The sequence below is a fragment of the Halocatena pleomorpha genome, assembly GCF_003862495.1.
In the GTDB taxonomy this organism is placed as follows: domain Archaea; phylum Halobacteriota; class Halobacteria; order Halobacteriales; family Haloarculaceae; genus Halocatena; species Halocatena pleomorpha.
Genome location: NZ_RRCH01000003.1, coordinates 150,400 through 176,324 on the forward strand (window position 1 = coordinate 150,400; position 25,925 = coordinate 176,324).

The following is a 25,925-nucleotide window of genomic DNA, read 5'->3' on the forward strand; positions in this document are numbered from 1 at the left end:
ACACCGGGGGAACGCGTCGAATCGAACACGTTTACCTGACGCGGAGGTCACTATCGGTCATGCCGTCAGTGACAGAGATCCGTTCGAAGGCTGGCTCCGAGCCAGTAACGATGCTCACAGCCTACGACGCCCCAACAGCACGCCTCGTCGAAGAGGCTGGGATGGATATCATCCTCGTCGGTGACAGCATGGGTAACGCTGCACTCGGATACGAATCGACGTTACCTGTAACCGTCGATGAGGTAGCGAGTCATACGGGTGCCGTCGCTCGTGCTGCTGAGGAGGCGCTCGTCGTTGCCGACATGCCGTTTCTCTCCTTCGGAGTCGAAACAGCCGAGAGCGTCCACAACTGTGGCCGGATGCTCAAAGAGGCCGGAGCCGACGCCGTCAAACTCGAATCGGGCCCACACACCGTCGATCTGACTGAACGCCTTGTTCAACTCGGCATCCCGGTCATGGCACACCTCGGATTGACGCCCCAGAGGGTGAACGAACTCGGTGGCTACACCAGACAGGGGACCACTGAAGAAGACGCCGCAGAGATTCTCGATCTCGCGCGCGCCCACGAAGACGCTGGTGCGTTCTCGCTCGTTCTCGAACACGTGCCTGCGAACCTCGCGGCCCACATCACCGACGAACTCGATATTCCGACGATCGGGATCGGTGCCGGTCCCGACTGTGACGGACAGGTGCTCGTGTTCCACGACGCGGTCGGACTCAGCGAGAACCCGCCCCCGTTTGCGACGGCGTTCGGAAACGCCCGCGAGGAGCTACAGCACGCACTCGATGGATACGTTGGGGCGGTCGAATCCGGAACGTTCCCGGCCGAAGAACACAGCCACGTCGAAGAGGATTTGGACGAACTGTACTGAACGATCAGATAGTCTCGACGAACGATCGAACGGTGTCGTTCCACCGTTCGGGCTGCTCAATCATCGAAAGGTGCGCTGCGTCCGGAACGGTCGCTCGTTGACAGTTCGGGAGGTTTTCCGCGAGATACTCGTGAAACCGAACGGGGGTGAGCTGATCGTGTTCGCCCGTAATAGCGAGACAGGGCGTCGAAACCTCTTTCAATCGATCACGGACATCGAAGTCGTCACAGCTCAGGAAATCCCGCCGCAGTACGCCTAACCCCACGGTACGCATCGCTTCCTTGGAAATGCTTTCAGTGTCCGCATCGGCGTCGTGAAACAGCAGATCCGTCCCGTGGAGCAGTTCTGTCGTCCCCGCAAGATCCGACGCGAGCATCTCAAGAAGCCCGTCGTTCACGCCCAGTTTCGCACCCGTCCCACACAGAACGAGCCCATCGATGGACACGTCCCGTTCGAGAACGAGCCACAGCGCCACCGCACCGCCAAGGGAGTTCCCGACAACAACACCCCCATCAACCGAACGAACGACGGCACCCACGTCGTCCGCGTACGCTTCGATCGTCTCAACACCGGGGTCGGTATCGATGTCCTCGCTTTCTCCGTGGCCGCTCAGATCAAGCGCGACAGCTGGCCGATCGATCGTGTGTGAACCGTACTGGTTAACCCATACGTTGTGAGTGCCACCACTGCCGTGAACGTACACCACTGGCTTCCCGTCTCCAAAATCGGTCCGCCGAAACCCCGTCTCGCGTCCGTTGTGATGAACGGTTTGCATACCGGAACTACGCCGACAGTTCCATAAACACTGCACCTCTAGATTCACCCCACCATTTCACTGTTTGATTCTCCTAACGATCTGAACCGCATTTCTACCGATCTTCTGATCGACAACACCGTGTCGCGATTTTTTGCCGAAGATTTATATAGTACCGTGACTAACTTAGAGTTAGCATGAACGACCAACAGCGGTTCACGAGTGAGGGAGCACCCGTTTCCAAATACGAATACGACGACGCAATCGTGTTCGTGATGGACGTCGGTGCCGGCACCGACGTATCGATCGATGTCGCTGACGGAACGGCGATGTTCGCCGTCGAAGGCAAACAGTACGATATCGACCTTCCGACCGGCGACGCGCAAGCGTTTATGAAAAACGGGATCGTTGGTGTAGAGGTGGAACGATGAAACTCACAGTTAAATTCCTCAAACAAAAAGACGCAGGGCGTGGACTCGCAGCGATCGACCGCGAAGCGATGTCCGAGCTTGATCTCGAAAACGGGGATTACATCGTTATCAGCGCAGACGATGGCCGTGCTGTCGCCCGCGTCTGGCCGGGCTATCCGGAGGATCAGGGGCAGGAAATCATCCGGATCGACGGACGCCTCCGTCAGGAGGTCGGCGTCGGGATCGACGACAGCGTCACCGTCGAGAAAGCGGACGTAAAGCCCGCAAAAAGCATTACAGTGGCGCTGCCCCAGACCCTCCGGATTCAGGGCGACGTCGGATCATTGATCCGCGATCAACTGAGCGGCCACGCGGTGACGACGGGTCAAACCGTTCCGATCTCGTTCGGTTTGGGTCCCCTATCCAGCATGTCCGGCCAGAGCATCCCGCTGAAGATCGCAGACACCAGCCCGAGCGGGACGGTCGTGATCACCGATTCGACGGAGATGCATGTGAGTGAGAAACCCGCCGAACAGATCGTTTCTGAAGAGCCAAGCGATCGGGAGACGCCCAACGTCACCTACGAAGACATCGGCGGACTAGACGAGGAACTCGAACAGGTCAGAGAGATGATCGAGTTGCCGATGCGTCATCCAGAACTGTTCCGGCAGTTGGGGATCGATCCACCCAAGGGGGTCCTCCTGCACGGCCCACCCGGAACCGGTAAGACGCTGATGGCCAAGGCGGTGGCTAGCGAGATCGACGCGTACTTTACCAACATCTCCGGGCCGGAGATCATGTCGAAATTCTACGGTGAATCCGAAGAACAGCTCCGGGAGATCTTCGAAGAGGCCTCCGACAACGCGCCCGCGATCGTCTTCATCGACGAACTCGACGCCATCGCACCAAAACGCGGTGAGACCACTGGCGATGTCGAGCGCCGCGTCGTCGCTCAGCTCCTCTCGCTGATGGATGGGCTTGAAGAACGCGGGCAAGTGACCGTCATCGGCGCAACCAACCGCGTCGATGCGCTTGATCCCGCGCTTCGGCGTGGCGGCCGATTCGATCGGGAGATCGAAGTCGGCGTGCCCGACCAAGAGGGACGCAAGGAGATCTTACAGGTCCACACCCGAGGGATGCCTCTCACCGACGACGTCGATCTTGACGTGTACGCCGAGAACACGCACGGGTTCGTGGGAGCCGATCTCGAATCACTCGCCAAAGAGGGCGCTATGACCGCGTTGCGGCGCATTCGTCCCCAGTTGGATCTCGAAAGCGACGAGATCGACAGCGAGGTACTCGAAGACTTGCGCGTGACGGACGACGATTTCCGGGACGCGCTCAAAGGCATCGAACCGTCCGCGCTCCGGGAAGTGTTCGTCGAAGTTCCAGACGTTACGTGGAACAGCGTCGGCGGACTCGAAAACACCAAAGATCGGCTCCGAGAGACGATCCAGTGGCCGATCGACTATCCCGAGGTGTTCCGGACGATGGACATGGCCTCGGCCAAAGGGGTCCTCCTGTACGGTCCACCAGGCACAGGGAAAACGTTGCTCGCAAAAGCCATCGCCAACGAGGCCAACAGTAACTTCATCTCGATCAAGGGACCGGAGCTGTTGAACAAGTATGTCGGTGAATCCGAGAAAGGCGTCCGAGATGTCTTCTCGAAGGCCAGGGAGAACGCACCGACCGTCGTGTTCTTCGATGAGATCGATTCGATCGCGGGCGAGCGCGGACAGCGCATGAGCGACTCCGGTGTCGGCGAGCGCGTCGTCTCACAACTGCTGACGGAACTCGACGGCGTTGAAGAACTCGACGACGTTGTCGTCATCGCTGCGACCAACCGACCGGATCTCATCGACAGCGCCCTCCTCCGGCCCGGACGTCTCGACCGGCACGTTCACGTGCCGGTTCCTGACGAGGAGGCCCGGCAAGCGATCTTCGAGGTCCACACCCGTGACAAACCCCTCGCTGACGCCGTCGATCTCGAACGGCTGGCACGGATGTCTGATGGGTACGTCGGAGCCGATATCGAAGCCGTTTGTCGCGAAGCCGCGATGATCGCTACCCGTGAATTCATCGACCACGTCGACGCCGAAGAGATCGAAACCTCAGTTGGAAACGTCCGCATCACGATGGATCACTTCGAGCAGGCGCTTGAGGAGACCAGTCCAAGCGTCACCGACGAAGTCCGCGAACAGTACGACGAGATCGAAGACCAGTTCGGACGCGCCAGTGAACCGACCGACAGAGAACAGATCAGCCGAACGTTCCAGTGACGAAACTGGATTGGTCGGAATCATCGCCTGACGGGAACGTCACGCGCAGCGAGATGGGATTTGACATCCTCGATGGTGTACTCTCCGAAGTGGAAGATCGACGCAGCCAGCGCCGCGTCCGCCCCAGCTTGGGTGAACACGTCGTACATGTCTTCGGGACCGCCACAGCCCGATGACGCGATGACGGGCGTCGAAACGGCGTCACAGACGGCTTCCGTGAGCGGAATATCGTAGCCGTCTTTCGTTCCATCGGCGTCGATGGAGTTGACGAACAACTCACCAGCGCCGCGTTCGTCGGCTTCCGTCGCCCATTCGACGACATCAACGCCGGTACCCTCGCGGCCGCCCTTAACCGTACATTCGAACCAGCACGACTCTCCATCGACACGGGTGTACTGTTCGCCTGCCTCGTCGAACCGACGCCGAGCGTCGACGCTGATAACGACACACTGACTACCGAAAGCCGCTGCCGTCTCCGTGATGAGCTCGGGCCGTTTGAGCGCTCCCGTGTTGATCGACACCTTATCAGCCCCAGCGCGGAGCGTCTCCTTTACGTCCTCCCGAGTCCGGATTCCCCCGCCAACGGTCAGTGGGATAAACACTTCATCCGCAACCCGAGACACCGTCTCTAGCATCGTTTCCCGTCCTTCGGCACTCGCCGTAATGTCCAAGAACACGAATTCGTCAGCGCCCGCCTCGTTGTACCGGCGCGCCATCTCGACCGGATCGCCCGTATACTGGAGATCTTCGAAGTTGACGCCCGTGTAGACGGCGGCGTTCCCCTCCTCGTCGAGATCCACATCGATACAGGGAATGATCCGCTTGGCCAACGTCATGCCCGAGGTAGGATTCGAGGTATTAAAACGAGTCCGACTCGCGAGGCGACCGACGCCTGTTCCGTATGGCTGGCTACTGGACAACATATACGTTTCATTCAATTTCAACGATCGAACCGCGTCCGAAAATATACACTGAGATATTAGTTATTGGCTATTGACCAGAAACGCGTGATCGATCGATCTCACTGGCGCTGGTGTGTTGCTGGCGTCCTTGTGTTCGTTCCGGTTTACCTCGCGTACGTTCTGACACACGAGCATCCATCGTTAGGGGGCGGGCTGTTCTTGATGATGGGTGAGGAGATTGTCGCCCACGGGTACACGCTGCCCACAAGGATTTCACATTACACGTCGGGCGGGATACCCTTCAGCTATCCGCCGCTCATGCTGTTCGTCGTCGGATTCCTGCTTGACATCGGTGCGCCACCGCTCGCGCTTGCGCGTCTCTTTCCGGGAGTGGTAGTCGCGTGTGCGCTCATCGTCTACGCCGTAGCAGCGACAGAGCTACTCCAGAGCCGTCGACAAGGGGCGTTTGCGGCAATCGTGGTCGCAACCGCTCCGTCGGTGCTTCATCTGACTCTCACGGCGGGCGGGACCGTCCGGGCAGCGGCGTTGCTGTTCACGAGTGCCGGCATATACACCGGCGTTCGGCTTTTCAAAACCGGTTCACGGACGTGGCTGCTCGCCTCGATGGGTCTGTTCGGGGCAACGCTGCTCACTCACCCGTTGTACACGTTCTTCTTCGGCACGAGCTACCTCGTATTGTACGTCTGGCTCGACCGAACGGTAGACGGACTGCTTCGCGGGGCTGTTGTCGCCGCTGGTGGTATCGTTCTCGCTGCGCCGTGGTGGCTGCCGGTTGTCAGCACGCACGGATTTGAGGTGTTCCTGCAGGCGGGGAGCACTCACGACGGCATCGGCTATCTCAACTGGTACCAAGAGTTTCCCACGGAGACGGTGTCGGTGCCGTCACCTTGGCCTCCGCTTGCAATTCTCAGCGGACTGTTTCTCCTTGTCCGCCGGAAGCCGATGCTCCCGAGTTGGTTCGTCGTCGTTGGTTTTCTCACCGGCCGCGACGAATTCCTACTCGTTATCGGCGCGATGATGGTCGCCGTGTCGCTGTTTGAGGGAGTGGTTCCGCTTCTCCGACGGATCGAGACCACAGTTTTAGAGACAATCGAAACAAGAGACGGGACGGCGTTGTCCGCCTGTAAGCGCGGAGCGATGCGATTGCGATCCAACGGACCGCGCGGCTGTGTGCTGGCGATCCTCATCCTTGGGTTGGTCACAGCCTACGGCACGACCTCCGCAGCGGTGTACGTTGCTGGCGGGGACGCGGACGATGAGTTACCGATGTTCGTGCACGGCTCCGACGTAACAGCGACGGAATGGGTCCGGTCGAACACGACCGAAAACGCCTCGTTCGTCGTCATCGGAGACGTTGCGGAATGGTTCCCCCTACTCACTGATCGGACGAATCTCGTTGTCCCCCAAGGGAGTGAGTGGGAAGGAACGAGAGACCGACAGATGCACATGCGAGACCAGTTACGCCCGTGTCTCGACGCTTCCTGTCTCACGTCACGGCTCGATCAGTTCAATCTCGATCCGGACTACGTGTATCTTACCGCCTCGGGATACGCTCGCAAAGACCGCCAAGCGGGAGAACGCCGCTGGACGCGTCTCGGACGCAGTTTGCGGCAATCACCCGACTACGAAGTCGTCTTCGAGACCAAAGGCACACTGATCGTTCGGCGGAGATAACCATCATCGCACTAGAAACCGGACCGACAGCCCAAAGTACAGTCCCGCCACAGCACAGATATGGCTAATCACGAGAGCACAGCGATCGACGCGGACCACATCGAACGCCAAACCGCCCCCCAACAGCCGTACACCATGCGCGACGTCGGCGTCGGAATCGTCGTTGCGATCGTCGGGCTGGCGATCGTCTTCGGCGTGCCGATTCTCACCACACTCTGAGCTAGTTACGAACGAAAGCGCATCAATCGAGTTCCTGATCGAGCACTCCTCGAATCGATCGGACTGTCTCTGCGTCGTATTCGAGCCGTTCTCCGTTCACCGTTAGTGTGAGTTCACCGCTCGCGTCAGTGTAGCCGATCCGCTCAACCGGAACGTTGTCCGGGAACGCTGCTCGGACCGCAGTCGGTGCAGTGGTTTCGACGACCGCCCGCCCTGTTCGTTCGTGGAACAACAGCCCTGCGCCGTTGTCGTCACCGGTGAGCGTTACCTCTGCGCCCCTGTTCTCTGAGATCATCTCTGCGAGGGCAACGGCGAGGCCGCCGTGACTCACGTCGTGTACCGCTTTAGTGTGTTCGTCGGTCGCAACTGCCGCAAGCGCTTCGACGAACGCCGTCGCTACGGACTCCCCGGGTGGGGTGGGAAACGCGTCAGTGCCGTCGAACTGAGCAAGATACTCCGATCCCCCGAGTCGTGGCGTCCGCTCGGACGCCACGGTGTGGTCCCCGATGAGAAGGATCGTTCCCGGTTCCGGTTCGTCGGAGTCGGGAAAGCCGAGCGGCGGAGCGTCGTACCCCGTCGTCGTTCCAACCATTGCGAGTGTCGGCGTCGGGGGAATCGGACCACTCGCAGAATCGTTGTACAAGGAGACGTTGCCCCCGACGACTGGCACCGACAGCGCTCGGCACATGTCAGCCAGTCCGTCAACGATTCCTTTGAACCCACCGTACACGCTGGGCGTCTCGGGATTGCCGCCGTTGAGACAGTCCACGGCAGCCAACGGCGTCGCCCCTTTGGCAGCGAGGTTCGTCGTGACTTCAAGCGCCACCGCACGAGCGCCGTCATACGGATTGAGCGCTGTCCAGTTGGGATTGCTTCCGGCGGCGATCGCAATTCCTCGCTCATCTTCACATTCACGGGCAGCCAGCACCGCAGCGTCATCACCAGGCCGAACGATCGTCCGCGTTCCGACTTCGTGATCGTACTGACGGTACACCCACCGCTTGCTCGCCGTGCTCGGGCTTGCGAGCACCGACTCGAACGCAGTCTCTAACGTCGGTGTCGGGAGGTCGGTCTCTTCGGGCGGCGTTGGCGGAACGCTGTCGAGATCGTTCATCGGCGCACCGTCAGCTAAGTAATCGGCCGGCACGTCGACGACCGTTTCTCCGTCGAACGTACAGACGTAGTTGCCCTCTGTCACCGTTCCGATGACAGAGCTCCCAAGATCAAACCGGTCTGCGATCTCCTGGACGCGATCGACGTGTTCGGGAGCGACTTCATAACACATCCGCTCTTGGGATTCAGCGAGGAGGATTTCGAGCGCGCTCATGTTCGGCTCGCGCTGGTGAACGCTATCGAGTTCGATGCGTGCACCCAGTCCGCCTTTTGCGACCAGCTCGCTGGATGCCCCGCCAAGCCCCGCCGCGCCGAGATCGCGCGCCGATTCGATCAACTCCTCATCGAGTAACGCTTCGTTCGCTTCAATGAGGAGCTTCTCAGTGTAGGGATCACCGACCTGCACCGCCGGTCGGTCCTCGGTTTCGGCGTCCTCGCTCAGATCCTCGCTCGCAAAACTGGCGCCACCGAGCCCATCCCGCCCGGTGGCGTTGCCCACGAGCACTAACGTGTTGCCCGCGTTCTGGGCTTCGGCAGTAACCAATCGGTCGGGGGTGACGACCCCAACACACGCGACGTTGACGAGCGGATTTCCTGCATATTCAGGATGAAAAACGACGCTGCCGCCGACAGTCGGCACGCCGATCGAGTTGCCGTAATCTGCGATCCCCTCAACAACGCCCTCGAACAGATACCGGGGGTGTTCGTCCGCAAACGATCCAAAATAGAGGCTGTCGGTGAGCGCGATCGGATACGCTCCCATTGACATGGTGTCGCGTACGATTCCCCCAACTCCCGTCGCAGCTCCGTCGTAGGGATCGACGTAGGACGGATGGTTGTGGCTCTCGATCCCCAACGTGATGTACACCGAATCAGAAAGCGCAACAACTGCGGCGTCATCGCCTGGACCGACGACGACAGCATCGCTGTTGCTATCGAACGCTGACAGCAACGGTCGGGAAGAACGATACGCGCAGTGCTCACTCCACAGATTTTCAAAGAGCGCTTCCTCTGCTGGTGTCGGATCGCGGTCGAGTTCCGAAACGACGAGTTCGTAATCCGACGCGGAGAGGCTCATTGCCGGGATGTCAGCTAAGCCCGGTGAAAGCCCTTTCTATGTTGTCCAATCCGCTGCTCCGGTCTATCTATAGCTCGTTGTGAATGATATTGGGTGACATTTATCGATCGAATCGAGTATCGTATCGCTTTTGCCAGCAGCGACGAACTGCTGGATGTGCTTTCGGTCGAGCTACACACCCACTCCGACCGTTCGTACGATGGCCGTGATCCGATTGACATGCTACTCACCCAAGCGGAAGCGATCGGTCTTGATGCGGTCGCAGTAACTGATCACGACCAGATCGACGCGAGTCTCAAAGCCTCGGAAATGGCTCCTGAATACGGATTGGTCGGGATTCCAGGAGCGGAGATAACGAGCACTGCGGGCCACGTACTCGGATTGGGAATCGAAGAACGCGTACCGTCGGGACTGACATTCACAGAGACGATCGAGCGGATTCACGATCTCGGGGGGATTGCGGTCGTTCCCCACCCGTTTCAGGGCGCTCGTCACGGTGTCGCACCGAACGTTTCGTACGAACAGTTGGCTCGCGCGGATGCTATTGAGGTGTATAACTCTCGCCTGCTCACCGGGCGCTCGAACCGAAAGGCCAAGCGCTTTGCAGCCAACCGTGAGTTGCCGATGACCGCCGGTAGCGACGCCCACATCGCTGAGATGGTTGGACAGGCAATCACCCACGTCGGCAGCGGACAACGAACGATCGATGGCATCCTTCAAGCCATCGCTGACGGAGAAACAACCGTCGTCGGACAGCGAACCCCGTGGCGGATCAGTCTCCGGCAAGCTGGTGGAGCCGCCAAGCGACGCCTCAAATACGCTGCGGAGGATCTCATTTCAGACACCGGCCGGGGCTTGCTCTGATCGGACCACGCGGTTCAGCGGACATCGAGTGATCCTCGCAGTGATACGTTCTCCCAGTCCCAACCAGCGGCTCGTCGATCGTTTGCAGTATCGAAACGCTTAGTGGTCGGCCCGGACTGGTCCCGTATATGAGTGAGGACGCCGTCGACGCCGATGCAGTCCATCACGTGGCGGATCTCGCACGGGTCGCCCTGACGGAGTCGGAGGCCGAACGGTTCGAAGCACAGTTTGAGGATATCCTTGACTACTTCGATTCGTTGGATGAAGTCCCCGAGATCGAACGGGAGAGCGATCTCGTGAACGTCATGCGGCCGGACGAGCAACGCCCGAGTCTGGATCAGAACGAGGCGCTCGACAACGCTGCTGAGACCGAAGACGGCTACTTCAAAGGCCCCCGGGTATCATGAGTACGGAGCACAACGCCTTCATCACTGAGACAACGATCGAACCCACCAGCGAAGGCCCGCTGTCCGGTCGAACCATCGCCGTCAAGGATAACATTTCGACCGCCGGTGTCCGGACGACTTGTGGCTCGACGATGCTTGAAGAGTACGTCCCACCGTACGACGCCACAGTTGTCGAGCGACTCACAGCAGCGGGTGCCACGATTGTTGGCAAAGCGAACATGGATGAGTTCGGAATGGGTGGAACGACCGAAACCTCCGCGTTCGGGCCGACAGAGAACCCTCGTGCCCCGGGCCGTGTGGCCGGTGGCTCCTCAGGGGGAAGTGCCGCCGCCGTCGCAGAAGAGGCAGCGGATCTGGCGCTCGGAACCGACACCGGGGGATCGATTCGTAATCCGGCAGCGTTCTGTGGCGTCGTTGGTCTCAAACCCACGTACGGACTCGTCTCCCGATACGGGCTGATCGCGTACGCCAACAGCTTAGAGCAGATCGGGCCGATCGCGCCGACCGTCGAGGAAACCGCCACGCTGTTAGATGTGATCGCCGGTCCCGACGAGAACGACGCGACCACCCACCAGAACGGAGCAGACGCGAACTACGCCGCTGCTGCCGATGGAAACGTTGACGGCATGACGATCGGTGTGCTCAAGAATCTCCGCGCTGGGGCCGACGAACGGGTGGCGGCCGCCTTCGATGACGGAGTAGCCGAACTGGAAGCACGAGGTGCCACCGTTGTCGAGATCGAACTCGATTCGATTGAGCACGCCCTCGCTGCGTACTACGTCATCGCCATGTCAGAAGCCTCCTCGAATCTCGCGCGCTTTGATGGCGTGCGGTACGGCGTCTCTGGCGGGTATGAAGGCGATTGGAACGAGTCGTTCGCTCAGGCCAGAGAGAGCGGGTTCGGTGAGGAAGTCAAACGCCGAATCCTACTGGGGACGTACGCGCTCTCGGCCGGATACCACGACAAGTATTACAAGAAGGCACAGGACGCTCGTGCGTGGGTCAAACAGGAATTCGATGACGCGTTCGAAAACGCGGACGTGCTTGCCTCACCCACGATGCCTGTTCTTCCCCCAGAAATCGGTGAAAGCCTCGACGATCCGCTCCAACTCTACCAGATAGATGCCAATACGGTCCCTGTAAACCTCGCTAACCTTCCTGCGATCTCCGTTCCTGTGGGCCGCGCCGATGGGTTCCCCGTCGGATTCCAACTCATTGGCCCTGCCTTCGGAGAGCACAGAATCCTCCGCGCTGGAAGTGCGCTCCAATGACTAACTGAGTGCAGTCGAACTGGCCCTTCTCGGACGATCTTTCCTCGAAGCGATGTGCCATCTGCGTTCCTAAGATTCACACCGGGAACCACTGGCAGCATGATAGCAAGCGTACGGATGGTGAAAGTGCTGTCAACTGGATGGTCGAGTCGATCCACGAAAACGGGTACTGGTGTCGGTTGGGATGGCGTGTAGGGCGTGCATCGACGCCGGTCTCCCCTGTCGATCAGCACGATTCCGGGCGAATCGTCCGCTTTGGTTCATGAGGCCGCTTCCTGTTTTTCCATCACTTCGCCGCCCTTCGAAGTGTGGCTGGACAGTTGGGGCCAGTGGATCAAGGGGGCAGTGTGATTCGGTGGGACAAACGGGAAAACGTCGCATGGGACGGTAGAGACAGGCGAAAGAGCCATCACCTTTGAAGTATGTGAGATATCACTCATTGATATCGGTCCAGTTTGACGTCATCGAGGGATCGATGAGGTGCCAACGCTGCTGAGGCGTTCCCTTCGCGACGCGAAGTTCTACGATAGCGTCCACCAGCGGCTCGAACAGCCTCGTGAGTTCCGAGTCCCGGGCGATCGGAAGGTGTACGTGGACCATTCCGCTTCGTCGCCGTGTTGCGATGCCTGTGTACCGAACGAGTCGCAGAGAGATGTCTCTCTCGTTTGACTCGACAAACGTCGACAGCGAGTCGACACACACGCGAAGCTCTCCGGCCGCGAGTGGCTCAGCAGCGCGTTCGATGGAACGAATGGTACCGATGATTTTGGCAACGAGCGATGCGGGGGTGTTCGCGGTCGTGTGTGAGACGTTCACCGAACCGGAACCGCCCAGCTGTGAATCAGTGGCACTCCTGAACTGCGTTACGTAATCCACGACGTGATCCCGGTGGTAGGTGTCGTCCGTAATGGCTGATCGGGCGTCAGTCCCTGAACCGTCCGTCGTTACGTACAACCGCTGGCGATGCATGCTTGGATCACCCATGAGATGCCGACACGCTAACTGATGAACCTCGGGCGCGACGTTCCCCACCACGAGTAATGTGCTACCACACTGCTTCAGACGGCTGAGAGCTGCCGCAAACTCGGCTGACCCCAGCACTTCCCCATCGACTACCATCAACTATCCCCTGTGAACAGACTGAAAATAAACGTTGTGGTCGCCCGCCCCTGTATCTGCACAATATTTTATTGTTTTAACGCCATGGAAAATTCTGAGTAAAACGATATTTTTCCGGTGAAACTGTCTTGGAGAGACAATCGTCGAAAAAACTATAAGCGATCGTCGATACTACTCGATATCGTATGTGTTATCGCTGTCCCAGTTGTGAGGGAGAACTACAGCAGGAGTATCGGTCGTGGATTTGCCAGGAGTGTGGTTACGTGCCGGCTCACGGCGCGGATTGATACAGGTACGGATCAAACCAGTGACGAGAGGGGCACATCCGTAAGCATCGTTCGGTGAACGTGAGTACGACGCGTTCATCCCATCGTATTCATGTTTAGATGATTCTATAGAATATTATAGTTCAGATAGTATTCTATTATATAATCATATAGGTAATATGTTATTGTGGAGATTCACCTATACACTCTCAATGAGTGCTGTATCTCCATCTTATTGGATTTTCTGAATTGGTTATTCTACACATTACCCAAAACTTTAATAACTTTTCTTTCGAGGTGTTTACTATCTATGCTCGAACAGAGTAATGACATCAATATTTTACGTGTGGCGTTCTCCGATGAACGCTCCTTCCCCCTGTGGGAGGACTCACAAACCGGTGTGACAACGAGCGAACAGAGGCCACCGATTCACGCAGACAGACGATGACGGACGCAGATCTAGACGACACCAGTTCGAAACGAGGGCGGCGCGATTTCCTTCGATCGATGAGCGGACTGGGCCTCTTCAGTTCGATCGGTCGGCAGCTCGATGTGGGTATCGACAGCCTCATTCCGGTAAACATCGGTTACCAAGACAGCAGTGGGTACACCGCAGCGACCGAGATCGCAGACGAAGTCGTTCGCACCTTTGAGTTCGATGCGGCGACAGTGACGATCCCCCAGCAACTGGTGACAGCACAAGGAATCGATGGCGTCCTATCCGATCAGCCGATTCGATACATCGAGCCGGATCGGCCGATGATTGCCCATCAGCAGTATACGCCGTGGGGGATCGATCGGTCCGGAGCTGAACTGGCCCACACTGAAGGGATCAGCGGTCAAGACATCGATATCGCAATTCTCGACAGCGGAATCGACGGGACACATCCTGATCTGCAGGCCAACGTCGGAGACGGTACGTCGTTTCTCGACACCGTTGGATTGTTGTCAGAGGGTGGACAGTCGGATGAGACACCCATTTTCGATGGCGTCCGTTCGGCGTTCGACGCGACCCACGGATTGCTCGACACCGGATCCAGAGGTCAGTCCCGACCGGCGGCGTTCAATTCTAGCGCTCCCGAGTGGCACGATTCCGTCGGCCACGGCACCCACATCGCGGGCACCGTTGGAGCGATCGACAACTCGGGTGGAGTCGTGGGCGTCTCTCCCGACGCGACGTTACACGCCATCAAGGTTCTGAGTTCGTCCGGCGTTGGATCGGCGTCTGACATCGCAGCCGGCGTCGATCACGTTGCAAAGCAGGGGTGGGAGGTTGCAAACCTGAGTCTCGGCTCTTCACACGATTCGAAGCTAATTCAGGACGCGTGCTCGTATGCGGCCGAACAGGGCACGCTTCTCGTCGCAGCGACAGGGAACGTGGGACCGTGTACGGACTGTGTGCGCTATCCCGCCGCGTATTCCAGCGTCGTCGGCGTCGGAGCAACCACCACCGACGACGAACTCGCGTCCTTCTCGGCGACTGGACCGGAGATCGATCTCGTTGCGCCTGGTCAGAACATCAGATCGACGTACACCACCGATGTTCGACCGTATGAAACGCTGTCCGGCACGTCGATGGCAGCACCGCACGTCGCGGCGGCCGGTGGACTCCTCATGGCGGACGGGTACGAGAACACGGCTGCCGCCGATCGCCTCATCGAAACGGCAGAAGACATCGGTCTCTCCGAAAGCGACGGTGGAGCAGGCTTACTCGATATCCCCGCTGCGCTCGGGTTGTGAGCGTCGAACCGAGGACCAGTCGGTGAGGGTGCCCGTCGAGAACTGGGCTGAACGCCGTGGGTGTTCTGTGTGGGCGGTAGCAACGTGTCACCGACACGGGCCGGTTCGTTTCAAGATGAGCGTGTACTGTTCAGGACCGAGATCCTGTTCGTCACCGTACTGTACCGTTCGGGGAACTATCCCGACGCGAAGCAACTCCGGGAGGGGTGATTGGGACCGTTTTCGATCGAGAAACCGGGGTCGCTGCCCGAACTCGGCAGCCACTTCGTAGCTGTCGTTCGGATCGGTCATGAGCGAACGAATGTACTCGATTTCGCGGTGGTGGTCGGCGTAGAAGTTGGCCCGCCCGTTCAGATCCGGTGGGGCTAACCGAAGCAGATCCTCACGTGTGAGTTCGATGTACTCGGGACAACGATCGGGCATGTTCTGCATCCACTCGCCGTAGGTCGTTTCGGGTCGGGTGAGTTCGCCGTCGGCTCTGTGGGTGTAATGGCTCGTGTTCATCCCGTGTGGGATCGCTGCGGCTTGGGGGTGAATCTGGTACAGTTCGACCGTCGCGTCCTCGGGGGCGTTGGTAGCCAACCAGTCCGTGGCTGCTGCCCTCGGTTGATCGGCGTAGCCGAGGGTTCCGTAGCCAGTATACAGCGCGCTTGATACGAGCACCACGGTGACGACGACCCGCGCCACCGTCTCCGTCCGTTCATGGAGTTGCCACAGCGCGACCGACACGAGAATCACGAGCGGTGGGATCGTCAAAAGGAGATGATGCATCCGGATGTACTGCCACCACGAGAGCAACCCGAGACAGCTAGCGATAGCCACGACCAACAGCACTAGCCCGTCGGTCTTCTCCGAGTGAGTTCGTAACTGTGGGAGGATTGCTGCCACACTCCCGATCACCGCGAGAAAGAGCACCACCCCGAACCCGTTGAGGTAGCTCCGGAGCATCCACCACCCCGAAGAAGCGTTCCGTCCACCGGATATCGTTGCTTTGTGCGTCGTTCCTCGCGTAATCCGAGCAAGGAGCACCTCGGGTCCCGACAACAACACGGAGGGATAACCGACGATCATCGCACTAATCCCGACAAGCGCCCCAACGACGAGAAGCCGGGGACGGATCAGCGCCCGGAGCCACTCCGAGTCTGCCTTTCGGGCGCGGAGGAACTGTGCCGTTGCGAGCAGTATGACACTCACGCCCGCTGTGAGTTTGAACGCCATGGCGAACCCGCCGACGCCACAGCCACCGTAGAAATACCGCTCGTCACCGGTTTCGACGTACCGGAGCGCGAGATAGATGACGAGCAACAATAGAAACGCTGATGGAACGTCTTCACCACTCTCGTGAGCCATCACGACGAAACCGAACGTGAACGACAGAACGAGAGCGGCCAGCCGTCCGGCCGTTCGATCGCGGAGTTGGGATGTGATTCGATACACTAGATACACACAGCCGAGGGCGAACACTACCGAAAATAATCGGACGATCAACAAGCTGGAAGTCCATACCCAGCGTGGTGTACTGTGCCAGAGCAGCCACACGTCTGTATCGACCGTCCAGATGTGTGCCGTCGCGTTTGGACGATAAAACGGTGTGAACACTGCAAGCTGATCTGTAATGATTGCGAACACCACCGCCGGAAGAAGAGCGATCGCGTTCAGATAAAACGTTGCGCCGTACATCCGCCCTTGAGTCACGCCGTTTTGGAACGCCTCGAATCCGGGACCAGTGGTGAGCACCCCGATCGCCGGCATCACGTCGAGGAGACGCGTGTGCTCGTCGTGCGTTGCGAAACTCGGAACCTGATGCCAAAACCAAAATCCGAGCATCACCACCGCTACCACGAATACGTACCAGAGATACGGATCAGCCCTGAAATCCTGTATCACCCGTCGTTTTGCGTAACCCACCAAACGCGTGACCGACCGCACATCCATGCAAATAGTTTTTTTAACCGAGGTAAAAACTCATCTATTTTATCTGCCTAACACCACGTGAGTCCACGGATCAAGTCGTGCTCAAATCGGCGTTATCGGAGCCACGTGACGAAGATCGTCCGTGTGAGACCGAACGCGTAGCCGAGTTTCGGTTTTTTCGTTTCGCCGGCTGCTCGCTGTGCAATGGTGATGGGGATTTCCTTGATTCGAAGCCCGTTTTTACGGGCTTCGATGAGCAGTTCCGGCGCACTGAACCGCTCTTCCGAAAGAGTCATCTCATTGAGCTTCGTGGCTCGAATCGCCCGATATCCGTTGGTGCAATCCGTGATGTCCGCCTTCGTCATCACGTTTATGAGTGCCGTGAACGTTCGGATCCCGAACTGTCGGGTGGCGCTGTTGTTGGAATCATCCACACCGGTGTACCGGGAACCGACAACGTAATCGGCTTCACTGTCGGCGATCGGTTCAATCAATCGAGAAAGCTCTTCAACGGGGTGTTGTCCGTCGGCGTCCATCGTGACAACGATGTCAGCGCCGTGCTGTTTGGCGATCGAAAAGCCGGTTCTGAGCGCGCCACCTTGTCCCTGATTGATCGGATGATCAACGACGATCGCGTCCGTCGCTGCCGTTCGTTCGACGGTCGCGTCGGTCGATCCGTCCGAAACGACGAGTGGTTGCAGCACATACTCTCCGATCGTATCCGGCAGCGACGTCACGACGCTCCGGATGCTTTCGGCCTCGTTGTAGGCAGGGATCACCACGTACACCGATGACGAATCGGTGTCGTCGTTGGCTGCCTGATCGATCGCTAAGTTCCGTGTAAGCGTCGCTATCGACTGTTGGTTGCTCCGCGTTCGCGCGAACAACAGCAATACGAGACAGACCAGCGTGACGTTCGTGATCAGAGAGATCGCGAACGGTCGGCGATCGATCGCAAGGACCTCTCCAACCACGTCGAACATGTCCGGAAACAGCCCGATAGCGAAAATACCCACCGCAAGGAGGATCGATACGAGAAACTCCGATTTCGAGAAGTTCGTGCGGTATCGCTCGAACCCCCACAGCAATACCCCTCCCGAGAGCACGAGGAGGGCGACCGTGAGCTCGATGCTGTCCAATCCGGAGGATCCCATCCCAATCAGATTCAACACTACACCCTCAACGTTGACAACTTCCGGTACTCCCTTCATGCGTTTGCTATTCCTGAGATCTTGACGGCGCAGTATATGCGTTGTGGAATTGCGCTCGGGAACGGCAAACGCTGAGACAGTTCAACGGCGGTACAAACCCTTATCGCGGGGAAAGAGTTATTAGAGTGTAAAGCATGCTTTACTGTAAAGCTTCCTTGACGACAAGGGAGTTTTACACCACTCATGATACGAATCGACACAGCATCGATGAATCGGCTCGAAACAAGGCGCTTTTACCATCGTTTGATGGGTGCCTGCATTGGCGGAGGGATCGTTGCGTATCTCACTGGAGTGCTGTCAGGGTACGTCATTCTCGGGACGGTCATCTACTGGGCAGGCTTTCTGGGGATGGTCGGGATTTGGAAAGGGACTTCGATCGAACTGTACGACGAGCGCGAGCAACAACTCGACCGCGAGGCTGCTGGATTGACGCTCTGGGTGTTTTCGTTCGTGCTCGTTCTCGGTGGACCCGCGCTGTTCGCGCTCGAAACAGTCGGCTCCTATGATATGCCGCCGGAGTTGTGGGGTGCGTTCTACGCGTACTGTGTGCTGTATCTGATCTTTGGCGTGATCTACACCGTGCATCGGAAGCGATCATGAACAACGAACTCAGTGAATACCGGGCAGACGCCGGTTTGAGTCAAGCCGATCTCGCAGAGCGCGTCGGTGTCTCTCGTCAGACGATCAACGCTATCGAGCGCGAACGGTACGATCCCTCGCTTGAACTCGCGTTCGAGCTGTCCGATCATTTTGACTGTCTGATCGAGGATCTCTTCGATCCGGAATCGGAGGAGGATGGATGACTAAACTCACACGTGATGCGGATCCCCTGCCGACGCTTGCCTTCGGTGTTGTTATCGCATGGATTGCTCTGGAACTGCTGTTGCGGCGAGGCGTCGTTTCTGTCGTGGCTTCCACAATCGGTTTCGGCTTCACAGCCGATTGGATCATTCTTCTCATTGGATTTCCAGCGATGGCTGCCGTACTCTCAGCGGTTGCACTCCGAGCCGGACACGACGTACGACTGTGGGAATACGAGTGGTCGTTTCGGGCAGTCGTTGCTGGCTTAGTGGGTGTTGTCATCGCTCTCATTATAATGGCAATTACCAGTCAGATCGACGCTACTCTGTTCGGATTGGGAGAGACTAGTGTCACCGTTGGTGACGCAGTTGGCAAAGTGCTCCGCAGGACACCACTGCTGGCGGTGGTGTTTCTTCTCGGAAACGGTGTAGCCGTCCCAATCGCTGAGGAGCAGGTGTGGCGCGCCGTCGTCCAGTCCGAACTTGTTGCCGGTTGGGGAGCGGTAGCCGGCATACTACTCACAGCGATTCTCTTCGCGTTGAAACACGTCGTCGTGGATCTGTCAATCGCGCGGCTCACAACGCTTCTCGCGCTCGGTCTCGTGTTCGGAGTGCTCCGCCACCGGTACGGAACCGTCAGCAGCGTCCTCACGCACATCGGAGTGAATGTCTTCAGCACCGCATCGATCGTACTGCTCGCGTTGGTGTAGTTTCCACTTCAAAGCCGAAGTTACATGTAAGCGTGGATTCGACAGTATAGTATCGATCACGCAATGGATCGCCCGACTGCTGTGCTTTCGGTGGATATGGAATGGTTCACCCACATTCCGGCGTACCGGAACGCCCGCGGATCGACGACGGATACCGATATCGGTCGTTCGGGTGTTGAGTTGCTGCTAGAACTGTTCGGGGAGGGGGACGCCACCTCAACGTTTTTCGTTGTCGCGGAAATTGCAGAGCACGCCCCGGAACTCCTCACGCGCGTCGTGGAGTCCGGCCATGAGGTCGGGTCACACACGCACAACCACGTTCACCTCACAGAAGTAGATGAAACCGAACGTCACGAGGAACTCCAGGCTTCACGAAAAACGCTTGAAGACGCAACGGGCGCGTCGGTTACGGGGTTCCGCGCGCCGTCGTTCGACACCGCACACGATCATTTCGAGACACTCGATGCGACCGGTTACGAATACGATTCGAGCGTCGTACCGTGCCGGTCGATTCCCGGGTGGTACGGCGGCGATCACACCGTTCAGCGACCCGTCCCGGCCGATCAGGCCGTGGACGGCGCACCATCGTCGATCACGGAGCTACCGGTCGCTGTCATGCCCGGACTCCGGCTACCACTGACTGGGACGTGGCTTCGGTTTTTCGGCGTCAGATACGTACTGTGGGGAATGCGGCTCCTTTCCCGTCGGGGGATCACGCCGATCCTGTACGTTCATCCGTGGGAGTTGGTGGATCTGCCTGCTGTCGATGGCGTTCCTAGGCGTGTGTACTGGCGCACTGGCGAATGGATGCGACAGGCGATCACGAGGATCCTCGACTCACGCTTTGGATTCGTCCCGATGCGGTCGCTCACCACCGCCGACTGATCGGTGTCACCCTGCGTCCGTATAACCGAGGTTCCGAAGCCGCTGTTCGATTTCGGGGGACACGTCCGATCGGCTCGCTTGCGCCTGCCCTGCGTCGCTTTCGAGAGAAACGTCGGCGTCTTGCGCGACCAGCTTTTTTTCGCCGTCTTGGACGGCTACCGTCGCCCTCTCGTGCCACGGGGCAACCGTGATCAGCGTTTCAGAGCCGCCGTCTGTAAGCCGCCGTCCGTGCCAATCATCGGGAACGTCACCGCCAACGTGGTCAACGATCGTCGGTGCGATGTCGAGTGCGCTAAACCGCTCCGGCGGCTCGACATCGAACCCATCCATCACGACCGGCACCTCGATCAGCGTGTCGACGACTCGTCGACGGAAACCCTGGTGGTAGAAGTATCCCTCTTCACCGAGTTCGTCGCCGTGATCGGACGTGAATACGAACGCCGGCTCGGTGTCGATCTCGGTGAGCAACCGCTCGATCTCGTTGTCGACCCGACCGATCGCGTCCCGATAGTATCCATCTATTTCCTCGATCTCCTCGTCACTGACAGAAACCGATCGGAGCAGTCCCTCGTTGCCCGACGCCCCGGCACGCCGGTCGAGCTCCTTCGGAAGCGCTTGGGAGCCGGTGCCATACGGACGGTGGCTTTCCATCAGATGCACCCAGAGAAAGCGGGGTGATGCGGCCTCGTTGAACCGCTCGATCGCCATATCGATCACTTCTTCGTCGCTCGGGATGCCCGACAACACTGCTTCCATCGGAACTAGTCGCCGGTACAGCCGCCGTACCGAATCGAATCGGCCGAGCGACTCCCGGAGCCAACTCCGTCTGTTTTTGAGCGGGTTGTCGCCTCCCCCCTCACTGAACGTCTCATACGCGTCGAAGCCGTCCCCGAATCCGAAGGCCGGATCGGTTTGTGGCGTCGGAGCTAACCCGATACAGGTGTATCCTTCGTCGCGTAACACACTCGGAAGCGTCGGCCCGGCGATCCGTGATTCGACCGCGGACACCAAACTCGATGAAAGCAACCCTGCAATGCTCGGCCGGGTGTAGTGAGCGGCCGTCACGCCGGTCTGTGAACCGAACGATGAAACGAACTCCATCTCGTCGACGTGATCGTATCGCACCGAATCAGCGGTCACGAGAACGATGTCATTCATTGGTCTATACCGATCCCTAGCGTGAAATACGTCTTGGGATTCACGATCGGACCGCAGTCCGACAGAATCATACCAATCACGCGCACTGACGTGAAAGACGGAGGAGACATACCGATCAGGGATCGTGTTGTCAGTGAACAACGAATGCGTTGGCAAGCTTCGTTTCGATCGATTGGTGCGTTCACGAGCAAATACTTCGTTGTCTGGGTTGCGATCGTCGTTCCGATCGCGTTGTATTCCCCACAGACGTTCACACCGATCGCGGCGTACATCACGCCGCTTTTGGGGATCATCATGCTCGGGATGGGACTGACGCTGACGCCCGCGGATTTCCGCCGGGTTGGAGAGCGACCACGGGACGTGTTTGTGGGTGCGATGAGTCAGTGGTTTTTGATGCCGACGTTTGCGGTCGTTCTCGTCGGATTGCTCGGACTGCCGGACGAAGTCGGGTTGGGGCTGCTTCTCCTCGGTGTGGCTCCGGGAGGCACCGCCTCGAACGTGATGACGTATCTCGGCAAGGGTGATGTCGCACTCTCGGTGACGATCACCTCGGTCACGACGCTCGCCGCGCCGCTCGCGATGCCGGCGTGGATCGTGGTGCTCGCAGGCGAGTCAGTTTCTGTCACGTTCGGGCAGATGGCTGGGTCAATCGTCCAGATTGTCCTGCTGCCGGTCATCGTAGGGGTGGTGCTACGTGTGGCACTCGACAGATACACCCCGACCGTCGCCTCGATCGGGCTTTCGATCTTCCCAGCGATCAGCGTGGTCACGATCGTCGGCATCGTCGCGGCCATCGTGGCGGTCAATACGGAGACGATTCTCACCACCGGAGGCATGGTGTTTCTTGCGGTCGTTTTACACAACGCGCTTGGTTTGGCTGGCGGCTACGCCGTCGGCCACGCGTCCGGAATGGATGTAGATCGGGCACGAGCGTGTGCGTTCGAAGTCGGTCTCCAAAACAGCGGACTCGCGGTAGCGCTCGCGGGCGAGTTCTTCGGCTCGCCTGCAGTCGCTTTGATCCCAGCGCTGTTCAGCGTCTGGCACAACGTCTCTGGGCCGGCGCTCGCGACGTTGTTCGTGCGGCGCAGCGACGATTCCGCTGATCACGTCCTGACCCCTAGCGACTAGTTGTCTGGCGCGATCGTTCGTGCTTAATCCCCGGATATAACCGGGGAAACGTTCCCCCTCTCGGGAGACGAAGACAGACCAATGAGCGACGCGATGCCGCCAGTCGAGTTGCTGACTGACGCGTACAACGTCACCCACGTTTACGTCGATGACACCGAGGGGTACGTCGATGAAGACGAGCTGTACGCCCTCTCGTACGCGAACGGGTACGTGCAAGCGCGCGATCGACTGTTCGAGATGGACGCGTTGCGCCACATCGGCTACGGTGACAGCGCCAGCGTGCTCGGGCCGATGCAGCTCCAATCGGACGTGCAGGTCCGGCGCGATCTCTACACACGCGAGGAACTCACCGCCCAGTACGAGACCGCGAGCACCACTGTGCAGGTGTCGCTGCAAGGGTTTGCCGACGGCGTGAACCGACAGCTCATAGAGCGTCTCGTGGACCGGGATCTCCCGGCTGAATTCATCGCCCTAGGGCATTCTCCTGAACCGTGGTCACCGACCGACAGCGTCGCGGTGATAGCGTACATGATCGGCTACTTCGGTGTTGACGGCGGCACGGAGCTGAAAAACGCGGAGACGTTCGCCCAACTGATCGACAGCCTTGATGGTGAACGAGCGGCCTACGAGGCGTACGAGGATCTGAACTGGTTGTCGGTCCCCGAAAACCACTACACCACGATCGACGACGCGGAGCTGACGGTTGCGGGCGGTGAATCGGTTCCCAACTACGACACCGTTCCCGACGAACAGATAGCGCTCACCCACGCCGCGACTGACACAACACCTTGGGGTGTCGATAGCGACGTGCTTGATGGAGCCACCCCATCAGTCCGTCGGGCGATCGGCGCGCTCTCGGGCTTCCGGTGGGGCAGCAACGCGCTCGCTGTGGATGGAGACCACACCGAAACGGACACGCCGATGCTGTTCGGTGGGCCACAGATGGGCTATTTCGAGCCGCCAGTGATTCACGAGATCGGGCTACACGGCGCGGGGTTCGACGTTTCAGGGGTTGGCGTCGTCGGTACGCCCGGTGTGGTCATCGGGCGAACGCCCGAGTTCGCGTGGAGCGTCACCAGCGGCTACGACGATCAGGTCGACACGATCGCCGTTGAACTCCATCCTGAAGACCGGCACCGATACCGGTGGAACGGGGAGTGGCGACGGATGGAGACCGAAACGGTCGTTCACCGTCCGTCGGTGCTCGGTGCACTCGGCAACGGTGATCGACCCCAAGGCGCTGTCGAACAGGAGATCGCCCGCATCGAAGAACGTGGGGATTCGATGCCCGTCATCGCGTGGAATCCTGACGAACGGATCGCGTGGTGTCAACGCACCACAACGCGCGGGGACGAGCTGGCTGGCGTGTTCCAGTGGGCCGAACTCGGTCGACAAGACAGTTTCGAGGAGTTCGAAACCCAGCTCGCGGAGTTCCCGTTCACGTTCAACTTCATCTACGCCGATGAGGAAGAGATCGCGTACGTTCACACTGGATCGGTCCCGGATCGAAACGACGCGCTCGATCACCGGTTCCCTGCGCCCGGCTCGACCCACCGCTGGGAGTCGATCACTACCGGAACCGGTCTCACGATGTCCGTTCGAGATCCTGAGCAGGGATACATCGCCCAGTGGAACAACGCACCGGTCGCGGGGTGGCGAGCCGGTGACGTTGCGGGGCGCTGGGGATCGATCCACCGCGTCGAACTGCTCGACCGGGTGACTCAGGACGCCATCGATGACGGTCCGCTCTCGATCGATGATCTCGCGGGGATCGTTCGAAACGCCGCAACCCGGAGTCCGATCGCAAACGCGACGACTCCGGCGTTCATCGACGCGGCTCGTGAGGCGGGGCTGGACGCACTCAGCGATGAACTCGAACAGTGGGCGAACGAAGCGTACACGTGGCACACCGAAAACGGTCGCCACCATCCCGGGGTCGCCATTTGGGAAACGGTTCGTCGAGAGCTACAGGAACTCGCGTTCGAGAAGGAACTCGGGGATCTCGTGCCACCGCTCCAGTTCAATCCGCCGACGGACATTGATCTCGACAAAAACGAGGATCCTCACGCCGGCGACCACGGCCGGGCGTTGCGGGACGTAACCCTCATCGACGCGCTTGCCGAACGCACGAATCACGAGTGGCTCGGTGAGACGCCTACCGACACCGTCCGGACGGCGGTCGAACGCGCGCGAAACAGCTTAGCCGATCGATTCGGTACCGACGATCCGACGGCGTGGCGGATGGACGGACGAACGACTGGCTTTAAGACTATCTCTGCGGCGGACGGACCAGAGATCGGTCTCGTTAATCGTGGGAGCTGGAACTTCCTCGTATCGTTGGACACTGGTGCTGGCCGATCAATCCTTCCGCCCGGAAATTCAGGACATCTCTCTGTCGGTGAACTTATCGGGACAGTTAGGGGATCACCACCGGACCGGCTCACCGACCAGCTCGAACTGTACGAACGGTTCGAATACAAGCCGTTCCCAGTCGAACGAGCGGCTGTCGCGGATAACGCTTGTCACCAAGACACACTCTCTGTAGTGCGCCAGTCGGGTATCAACGGTCAGGCGTTCGCGCTGCTCACCCGATGGCTCCGACGGCAGTAGTTCGAGACCGGGCCTAACCGGACCTGATCAGACCTAACGGGGACTGGCGGCTCAGGACTCCGATTAAGAGGAAGTGACTGCTTGGTCCTCGCGCCCACCGCTCACATAGAGGTACGCTGCGGCGACGATGAAGACGGCTTCGGCCGTTTTCGAGGCGATTGCGAGATTGTTGAGTGGGCCATCCATCACGAAGAACGCGATGATTTGGGCGAGCGAGAACAGGATCGCAGCCGGATAGAATTCCCGTCGCCAGTACCGGGTCAGAAACACGCCGATCCCGCCGATGAACCCAAGCGCGGCCAGCACGAACAGGATTGCCTGCGTCGTATCGAACTCGATCACCACTGGAGTGAGCCACAGGTGAATGCCGGCTGAGACGAGTGCTGCGAGGATGGCTACGTACGGAGCGACACCCGACGGAAGCCCGGTGAACGTTGCTGATTTCCCTGTGGTAGCTGTTTGGCTATTAGACATGATCTAAATAACACACAGCCACAGGAAATACGCTATCAAAGCGGCA

The 25,925-nt window shown here is 59.1% G+C and carries 23 protein-coding genes; 15 read left to right on the top strand and 8 right to left on the bottom strand.

Annotation, left to right across the window (positions count from 1 at the left end; genetic code table 11):
* Nucleotides 1-59: 59 nt before the first annotated feature.
* Nucleotides 60-872, top strand: a complete 813-nt coding sequence (gene panB / locus EIK79_RS01800) for a 3-methyl-2-oxobutanoate hydroxymethyltransferase (RefSeq protein WP_124953423.1) — start codon at nt 60-62, stop codon at nt 870-872.
* Between the two features lie 4 nt (nt 873-876).
* On the opposite strand, the gene EIK79_RS01805 is transcribed toward panB, so the two are convergent.
* Nucleotides 877-1,647, bottom strand: a complete 771-nt coding sequence (locus EIK79_RS01805; protein WP_124953424.1) for an alpha/beta fold hydrolase — start codon at nt 1,645-1,647, stop codon at nt 877-879.
* 176 nt (nt 1,648-1,823) lie between these two features.
* Between EIK79_RS01805 and EIK79_RS01810 the strand changes: the two genes are divergently transcribed.
* Nucleotides 1,824-2,057, top strand: coding sequence for a hypothetical protein (locus EIK79_RS01810; RefSeq protein WP_124953425.1), 234 nt, complete (start codon nt 1,824-1,826; stop codon nt 2,055-2,057).
* Nucleotides 2,054-4,315, top strand: coding sequence for a CDC48 family AAA ATPase (locus EIK79_RS01815; protein ID WP_124953426.1), 2,262 nt, complete (start codon nt 2,054-2,056; stop codon nt 4,313-4,315). The genes EIK79_RS01810 and EIK79_RS01815 overlap by 4 nt, the downstream gene beginning before the upstream one ends.
* Before the next feature lie 20 nt (nt 4,316-4,335).
* On the opposite strand, the gene hisF is transcribed toward EIK79_RS01815, so the two are convergent.
* The gene (hisF, locus tag EIK79_RS01820) at nt 4,336-5,151 is read right to left on the bottom strand and encodes an imidazole glycerol phosphate synthase subunit HisF (RefSeq protein WP_124953427.1); all 816 of its coding nucleotides are present in this window, start codon (nt 5,149-5,151) and stop codon (nt 4,336-4,338) included.
* A 171-nt stretch (nt 5,152-5,322) separates the two neighbouring features.
* Between hisF and EIK79_RS01825 the strand changes: the two genes are divergently transcribed.
* Together EIK79_RS01825 and EIK79_RS17860 are read left to right on the top strand one after the other, a co-directional pair.
* Nucleotides 5,323-6,912: an ArnT family glycosyltransferase gene (locus EIK79_RS01825; protein WP_124953428.1), complete on the top strand. Its 1,590-nt coding sequence runs from the start codon at nt 5,323-5,325 to the stop codon at nt 6,910-6,912.
* A 60-nt stretch (nt 6,913-6,972) separates the two neighbouring features.
* Nucleotides 6,973-7,131: a DUF7550 family protein gene (locus EIK79_RS17860; RefSeq protein ID WP_185715475.1), complete on the top strand. Its 159-nt coding sequence runs from the start codon at nt 6,973-6,975 to the stop codon at nt 7,129-7,131.
* 22 nt (nt 7,132-7,153) lie between these two features.
* Here EIK79_RS17860 and purL read toward each other — a convergent pair whose 3' ends face one another.
* Nucleotides 7,154-9,322, bottom strand: coding sequence for a phosphoribosylformylglycinamidine synthase subunit PurL (gene purL, locus EIK79_RS01830; protein ID WP_124953429.1), 2,169 nt, complete (start codon nt 9,320-9,322; stop codon nt 7,154-7,156).
* Between the two features lie 156 nt (nt 9,323-9,478).
* Here purL and EIK79_RS01835 point away from each other — a divergent pair, with 156 nt between their 5' ends.
* From EIK79_RS01835 to gatA, 3 genes are all read left to right on the top strand, one after another.
* Nucleotides 9,479-10,186 (top strand): PHP domain-containing protein, encoded by a 708-nt coding sequence (locus tag EIK79_RS01835; protein ID WP_124953703.1) that lies wholly within the window; start codon nt 9,479-9,481, stop codon nt 10,184-10,186.
* A gap of 128 nt (nt 10,187-10,314) precedes the next feature.
* A complete protein-coding gene (gatC, locus tag EIK79_RS01840) occupies nt 10,315-10,593 on the top strand; it encodes an Asp-tRNA(Asn)/Glu-tRNA(Gln) amidotransferase subunit GatC (RefSeq protein ID WP_124953430.1) in 279 nt (92 codons plus the stop codon).
* Nucleotides 10,590-11,864, top strand: coding sequence for an Asp-tRNA(Asn)/Glu-tRNA(Gln) amidotransferase subunit GatA (gene gatA, locus EIK79_RS01845; protein WP_124953431.1), 1,275 nt, complete (start codon nt 10,590-10,592; stop codon nt 11,862-11,864). Before gatC ends, gatA begins: the two co-directional genes overlap by 4 nt.
* 432 nt (nt 11,865-12,296) lie before the next feature.
* On the opposite strand, the gene EIK79_RS01850 is transcribed toward gatA, so the two are convergent.
* On the bottom strand, nt 12,297-12,983 hold the full coding sequence (locus EIK79_RS01850; RefSeq protein ID WP_124953432.1) for a DUF7504 family protein: 687 nt from the start codon (nt 12,981-12,983) through the stop codon (nt 12,297-12,299).
* A 644-nt stretch (nt 12,984-13,627) separates the two neighbouring features.
* On the opposite strand from EIK79_RS01850, the gene EIK79_RS01855 reads away from it, so the two are divergent.
* Entirely contained in the window at nt 13,628-14,989 is a 1,362-nt protein-coding gene (locus EIK79_RS01855; protein ID WP_233737849.1) for a S8 family peptidase, read from the top strand.
* A gap of 87 nt (nt 14,990-15,076) precedes the next feature.
* On the opposite strand, the gene EIK79_RS01860 is transcribed toward EIK79_RS01855, so the two are convergent.
* Together EIK79_RS01860 and EIK79_RS01865 are read right to left on the bottom strand one after the other, a co-directional pair.
* Nucleotides 15,077-16,924, bottom strand: a complete 1,848-nt coding sequence (locus tag EIK79_RS01860; protein WP_124953433.1) for an ArnT family glycosyltransferase — start codon at nt 16,922-16,924, stop codon at nt 15,077-15,079.
* A 92-nt stretch (nt 16,925-17,016) separates the two neighbouring features.
* Complete coding sequence (locus EIK79_RS01865; RefSeq protein WP_124953705.1) at nt 17,017-18,057, bottom strand: DUF2304 family protein; 1,041 nt, start codon at nt 18,055-18,057, stop codon at nt 17,017-17,019.
* A 240-nt stretch (nt 18,058-18,297) separates the two neighbouring features.
* On the opposite strand from EIK79_RS01865, the gene EIK79_RS01870 reads away from it, so the two are divergent.
* The 4 genes from EIK79_RS01870 (at nt 18,298) to EIK79_RS01885 (ending at nt 20,509) form a co-directional block, all read left to right on the top strand.
* On the top strand, nt 18,298-18,714 hold the full coding sequence (locus tag EIK79_RS01870) for a hypothetical protein (protein WP_124953434.1): 417 nt from the start codon (nt 18,298-18,300) through the stop codon (nt 18,712-18,714).
* Nucleotides 18,711-18,917 (top strand): helix-turn-helix transcriptional regulator, encoded by a 207-nt coding sequence (locus tag EIK79_RS01875; RefSeq protein ID WP_124953435.1) that lies wholly within the window; start codon nt 18,711-18,713, stop codon nt 18,915-18,917. Before EIK79_RS01870 ends, EIK79_RS01875 begins: the two co-directional genes overlap by 4 nt.
* Nucleotides 18,914-19,624, top strand: coding sequence for a CPBP family intramembrane glutamic endopeptidase (locus tag EIK79_RS01880; protein WP_124953436.1), 711 nt, complete (start codon nt 18,914-18,916; stop codon nt 19,622-19,624). The genes EIK79_RS01875 and EIK79_RS01880 overlap by 4 nt, the downstream gene beginning before the upstream one ends.
* A gap of 63 nt (nt 19,625-19,687) precedes the next feature.
* Nucleotides 19,688-20,509, top strand: a complete 822-nt coding sequence (locus tag EIK79_RS01885; RefSeq protein WP_124953437.1) for a polysaccharide deacetylase family protein — start codon at nt 19,688-19,690, stop codon at nt 20,507-20,509.
* 6 nt (nt 20,510-20,515) lie between these two features.
* On the opposite strand, the gene EIK79_RS01890 is transcribed toward EIK79_RS01885, so the two are convergent.
* Nucleotides 20,516-21,667 (bottom strand): sulfatase-like hydrolase/transferase, encoded by a 1,152-nt coding sequence (locus EIK79_RS01890; RefSeq protein ID WP_124953438.1) that lies wholly within the window; start codon nt 21,665-21,667, stop codon nt 20,516-20,518.
* A gap of 144 nt (nt 21,668-21,811) precedes the next feature.
* Between EIK79_RS01890 and EIK79_RS01895 the strand changes: the two genes are divergently transcribed.
* Together EIK79_RS01895 and EIK79_RS01900 are read left to right on the top strand one after the other, a co-directional pair.
* On the top strand, nt 21,812-22,795 hold the full coding sequence (locus EIK79_RS01895) for a bile acid:sodium symporter family protein (RefSeq protein ID WP_124953439.1): 984 nt from the start codon (nt 21,812-21,814) through the stop codon (nt 22,793-22,795).
* Nucleotides 22,796-22,876: 81 nt separating this feature from the next.
* The gene (locus EIK79_RS01900; RefSeq protein ID WP_124953440.1) at nt 22,877-25,405 is read left to right on the top strand and encodes a penicillin acylase family protein; all 2,529 of its coding nucleotides are present in this window, start codon (nt 22,877-22,879) and stop codon (nt 25,403-25,405) included.
* Nucleotides 25,406-25,468: 63 nt separating this feature from the next.
* On the opposite strand, the gene EIK79_RS01905 is transcribed toward EIK79_RS01900, so the two are convergent.
* A complete protein-coding gene (locus EIK79_RS01905; protein ID WP_124953441.1) occupies nt 25,469-25,879 on the bottom strand; it encodes a DUF7475 family protein in 411 nt (136 codons plus the stop codon).
* Nucleotides 25,880-25,925 lie beyond the last annotated feature (46 nt).

What these genes read in the sequence shown, in the direction of transcription:
- EIK79_RS01865 (WP_124953705.1), bottom strand. Translation starts at nt 18,057, where the DNA reads ATGGGATCCTCCGGATTGGACAGCATCGAGCTCACGGTCGCCCTCCTC.
- EIK79_RS01875 (WP_124953435.1), top strand. Translation starts at nt 18,711, where the DNA reads ATGAACAACGAACTCAGTGAATACCGGGCAGACGCCGGTTTGAGTCAA.
- EIK79_RS01815 (WP_124953426.1), top strand. Translation starts at nt 2,054, where the DNA reads ATGAAACTCACAGTTAAATTCCTCAAACAAAAAGACGCAGGGCGTGGA.
- EIK79_RS01850 (WP_124953432.1), bottom strand. Translation starts at nt 12,983, where the DNA reads ATGGTAGTCGATGGGGAAGTGCTGGGGTCAGCCGAGTTTGCGGCAGCT.
- EIK79_RS01860 (WP_124953433.1), bottom strand. Translation starts at nt 16,924, where the DNA reads ATGGATGTGCGGTCGGTCACGCGTTTGGTGGGTTACGCAAAACGACGG.
- gatA (WP_124953431.1), top strand. Translation starts at nt 10,590, where the DNA reads ATGAGTACGGAGCACAACGCCTTCATCACTGAGACAACGATCGAACCC.
- EIK79_RS17860 (WP_185715475.1), top strand. Translation starts at nt 6,973, where the DNA reads ATGGCTAATCACGAGAGCACAGCGATCGACGCGGACCACATCGAACGC.
- purL (WP_124953429.1), bottom strand. Translation starts at nt 9,322, where the DNA reads ATGAGCCTCTCCGCGTCGGATTACGAACTCGTCGTTTCGGAACTCGAC.
- gatC (WP_124953430.1), top strand. Translation starts at nt 10,315, where the DNA reads ATGAGTGAGGACGCCGTCGACGCCGATGCAGTCCATCACGTGGCGGAT.
- EIK79_RS01880 (WP_124953436.1), top strand. Translation starts at nt 18,914, where the DNA reads ATGACTAAACTCACACGTGATGCGGATCCCCTGCCGACGCTTGCCTTC.
- EIK79_RS01810 (WP_124953425.1), top strand. Translation starts at nt 1,824, where the DNA reads ATGAACGACCAACAGCGGTTCACGAGTGAGGGAGCACCCGTTTCCAAA.
- EIK79_RS01890 (WP_124953438.1), bottom strand. Translation starts at nt 21,667, where the DNA reads ATGAATGACATCGTTCTCGTGACCGCTGATTCGGTGCGATACGATCAC.
- EIK79_RS01895 (WP_124953439.1), top strand. Translation starts at nt 21,812, where the DNA reads ATGCGTTGGCAAGCTTCGTTTCGATCGATTGGTGCGTTCACGAGCAAA.
- EIK79_RS01805 (WP_124953424.1), bottom strand. Translation starts at nt 1,647, where the DNA reads ATGCAAACCGTTCATCACAACGGACGCGAGACGGGGTTTCGGCGGACC.
- EIK79_RS01885 (WP_124953437.1), top strand. Translation starts at nt 19,688, where the DNA reads ATGGATCGCCCGACTGCTGTGCTTTCGGTGGATATGGAATGGTTCACC.
- EIK79_RS01905 (WP_124953441.1), bottom strand. Translation starts at nt 25,879, where the DNA reads ATGTCTAATAGCCAAACAGCTACCACAGGGAAATCAGCAACGTTCACC.
- hisF (WP_124953427.1), bottom strand. Translation starts at nt 5,151, where the DNA reads ATGACGTTGGCCAAGCGGATCATTCCCTGTATCGATGTGGATCTCGAC.
- panB (WP_124953423.1), top strand. Translation starts at nt 60, where the DNA reads ATGCCGTCAGTGACAGAGATCCGTTCGAAGGCTGGCTCCGAGCCAGTA.
- EIK79_RS01900 (WP_124953440.1), top strand. Translation starts at nt 22,877, where the DNA reads ATGAGCGACGCGATGCCGCCAGTCGAGTTGCTGACTGACGCGTACAAC.
- EIK79_RS01870 (WP_124953434.1), top strand. Translation starts at nt 18,298, where the DNA reads ATGATACGAATCGACACAGCATCGATGAATCGGCTCGAAACAAGGCGC.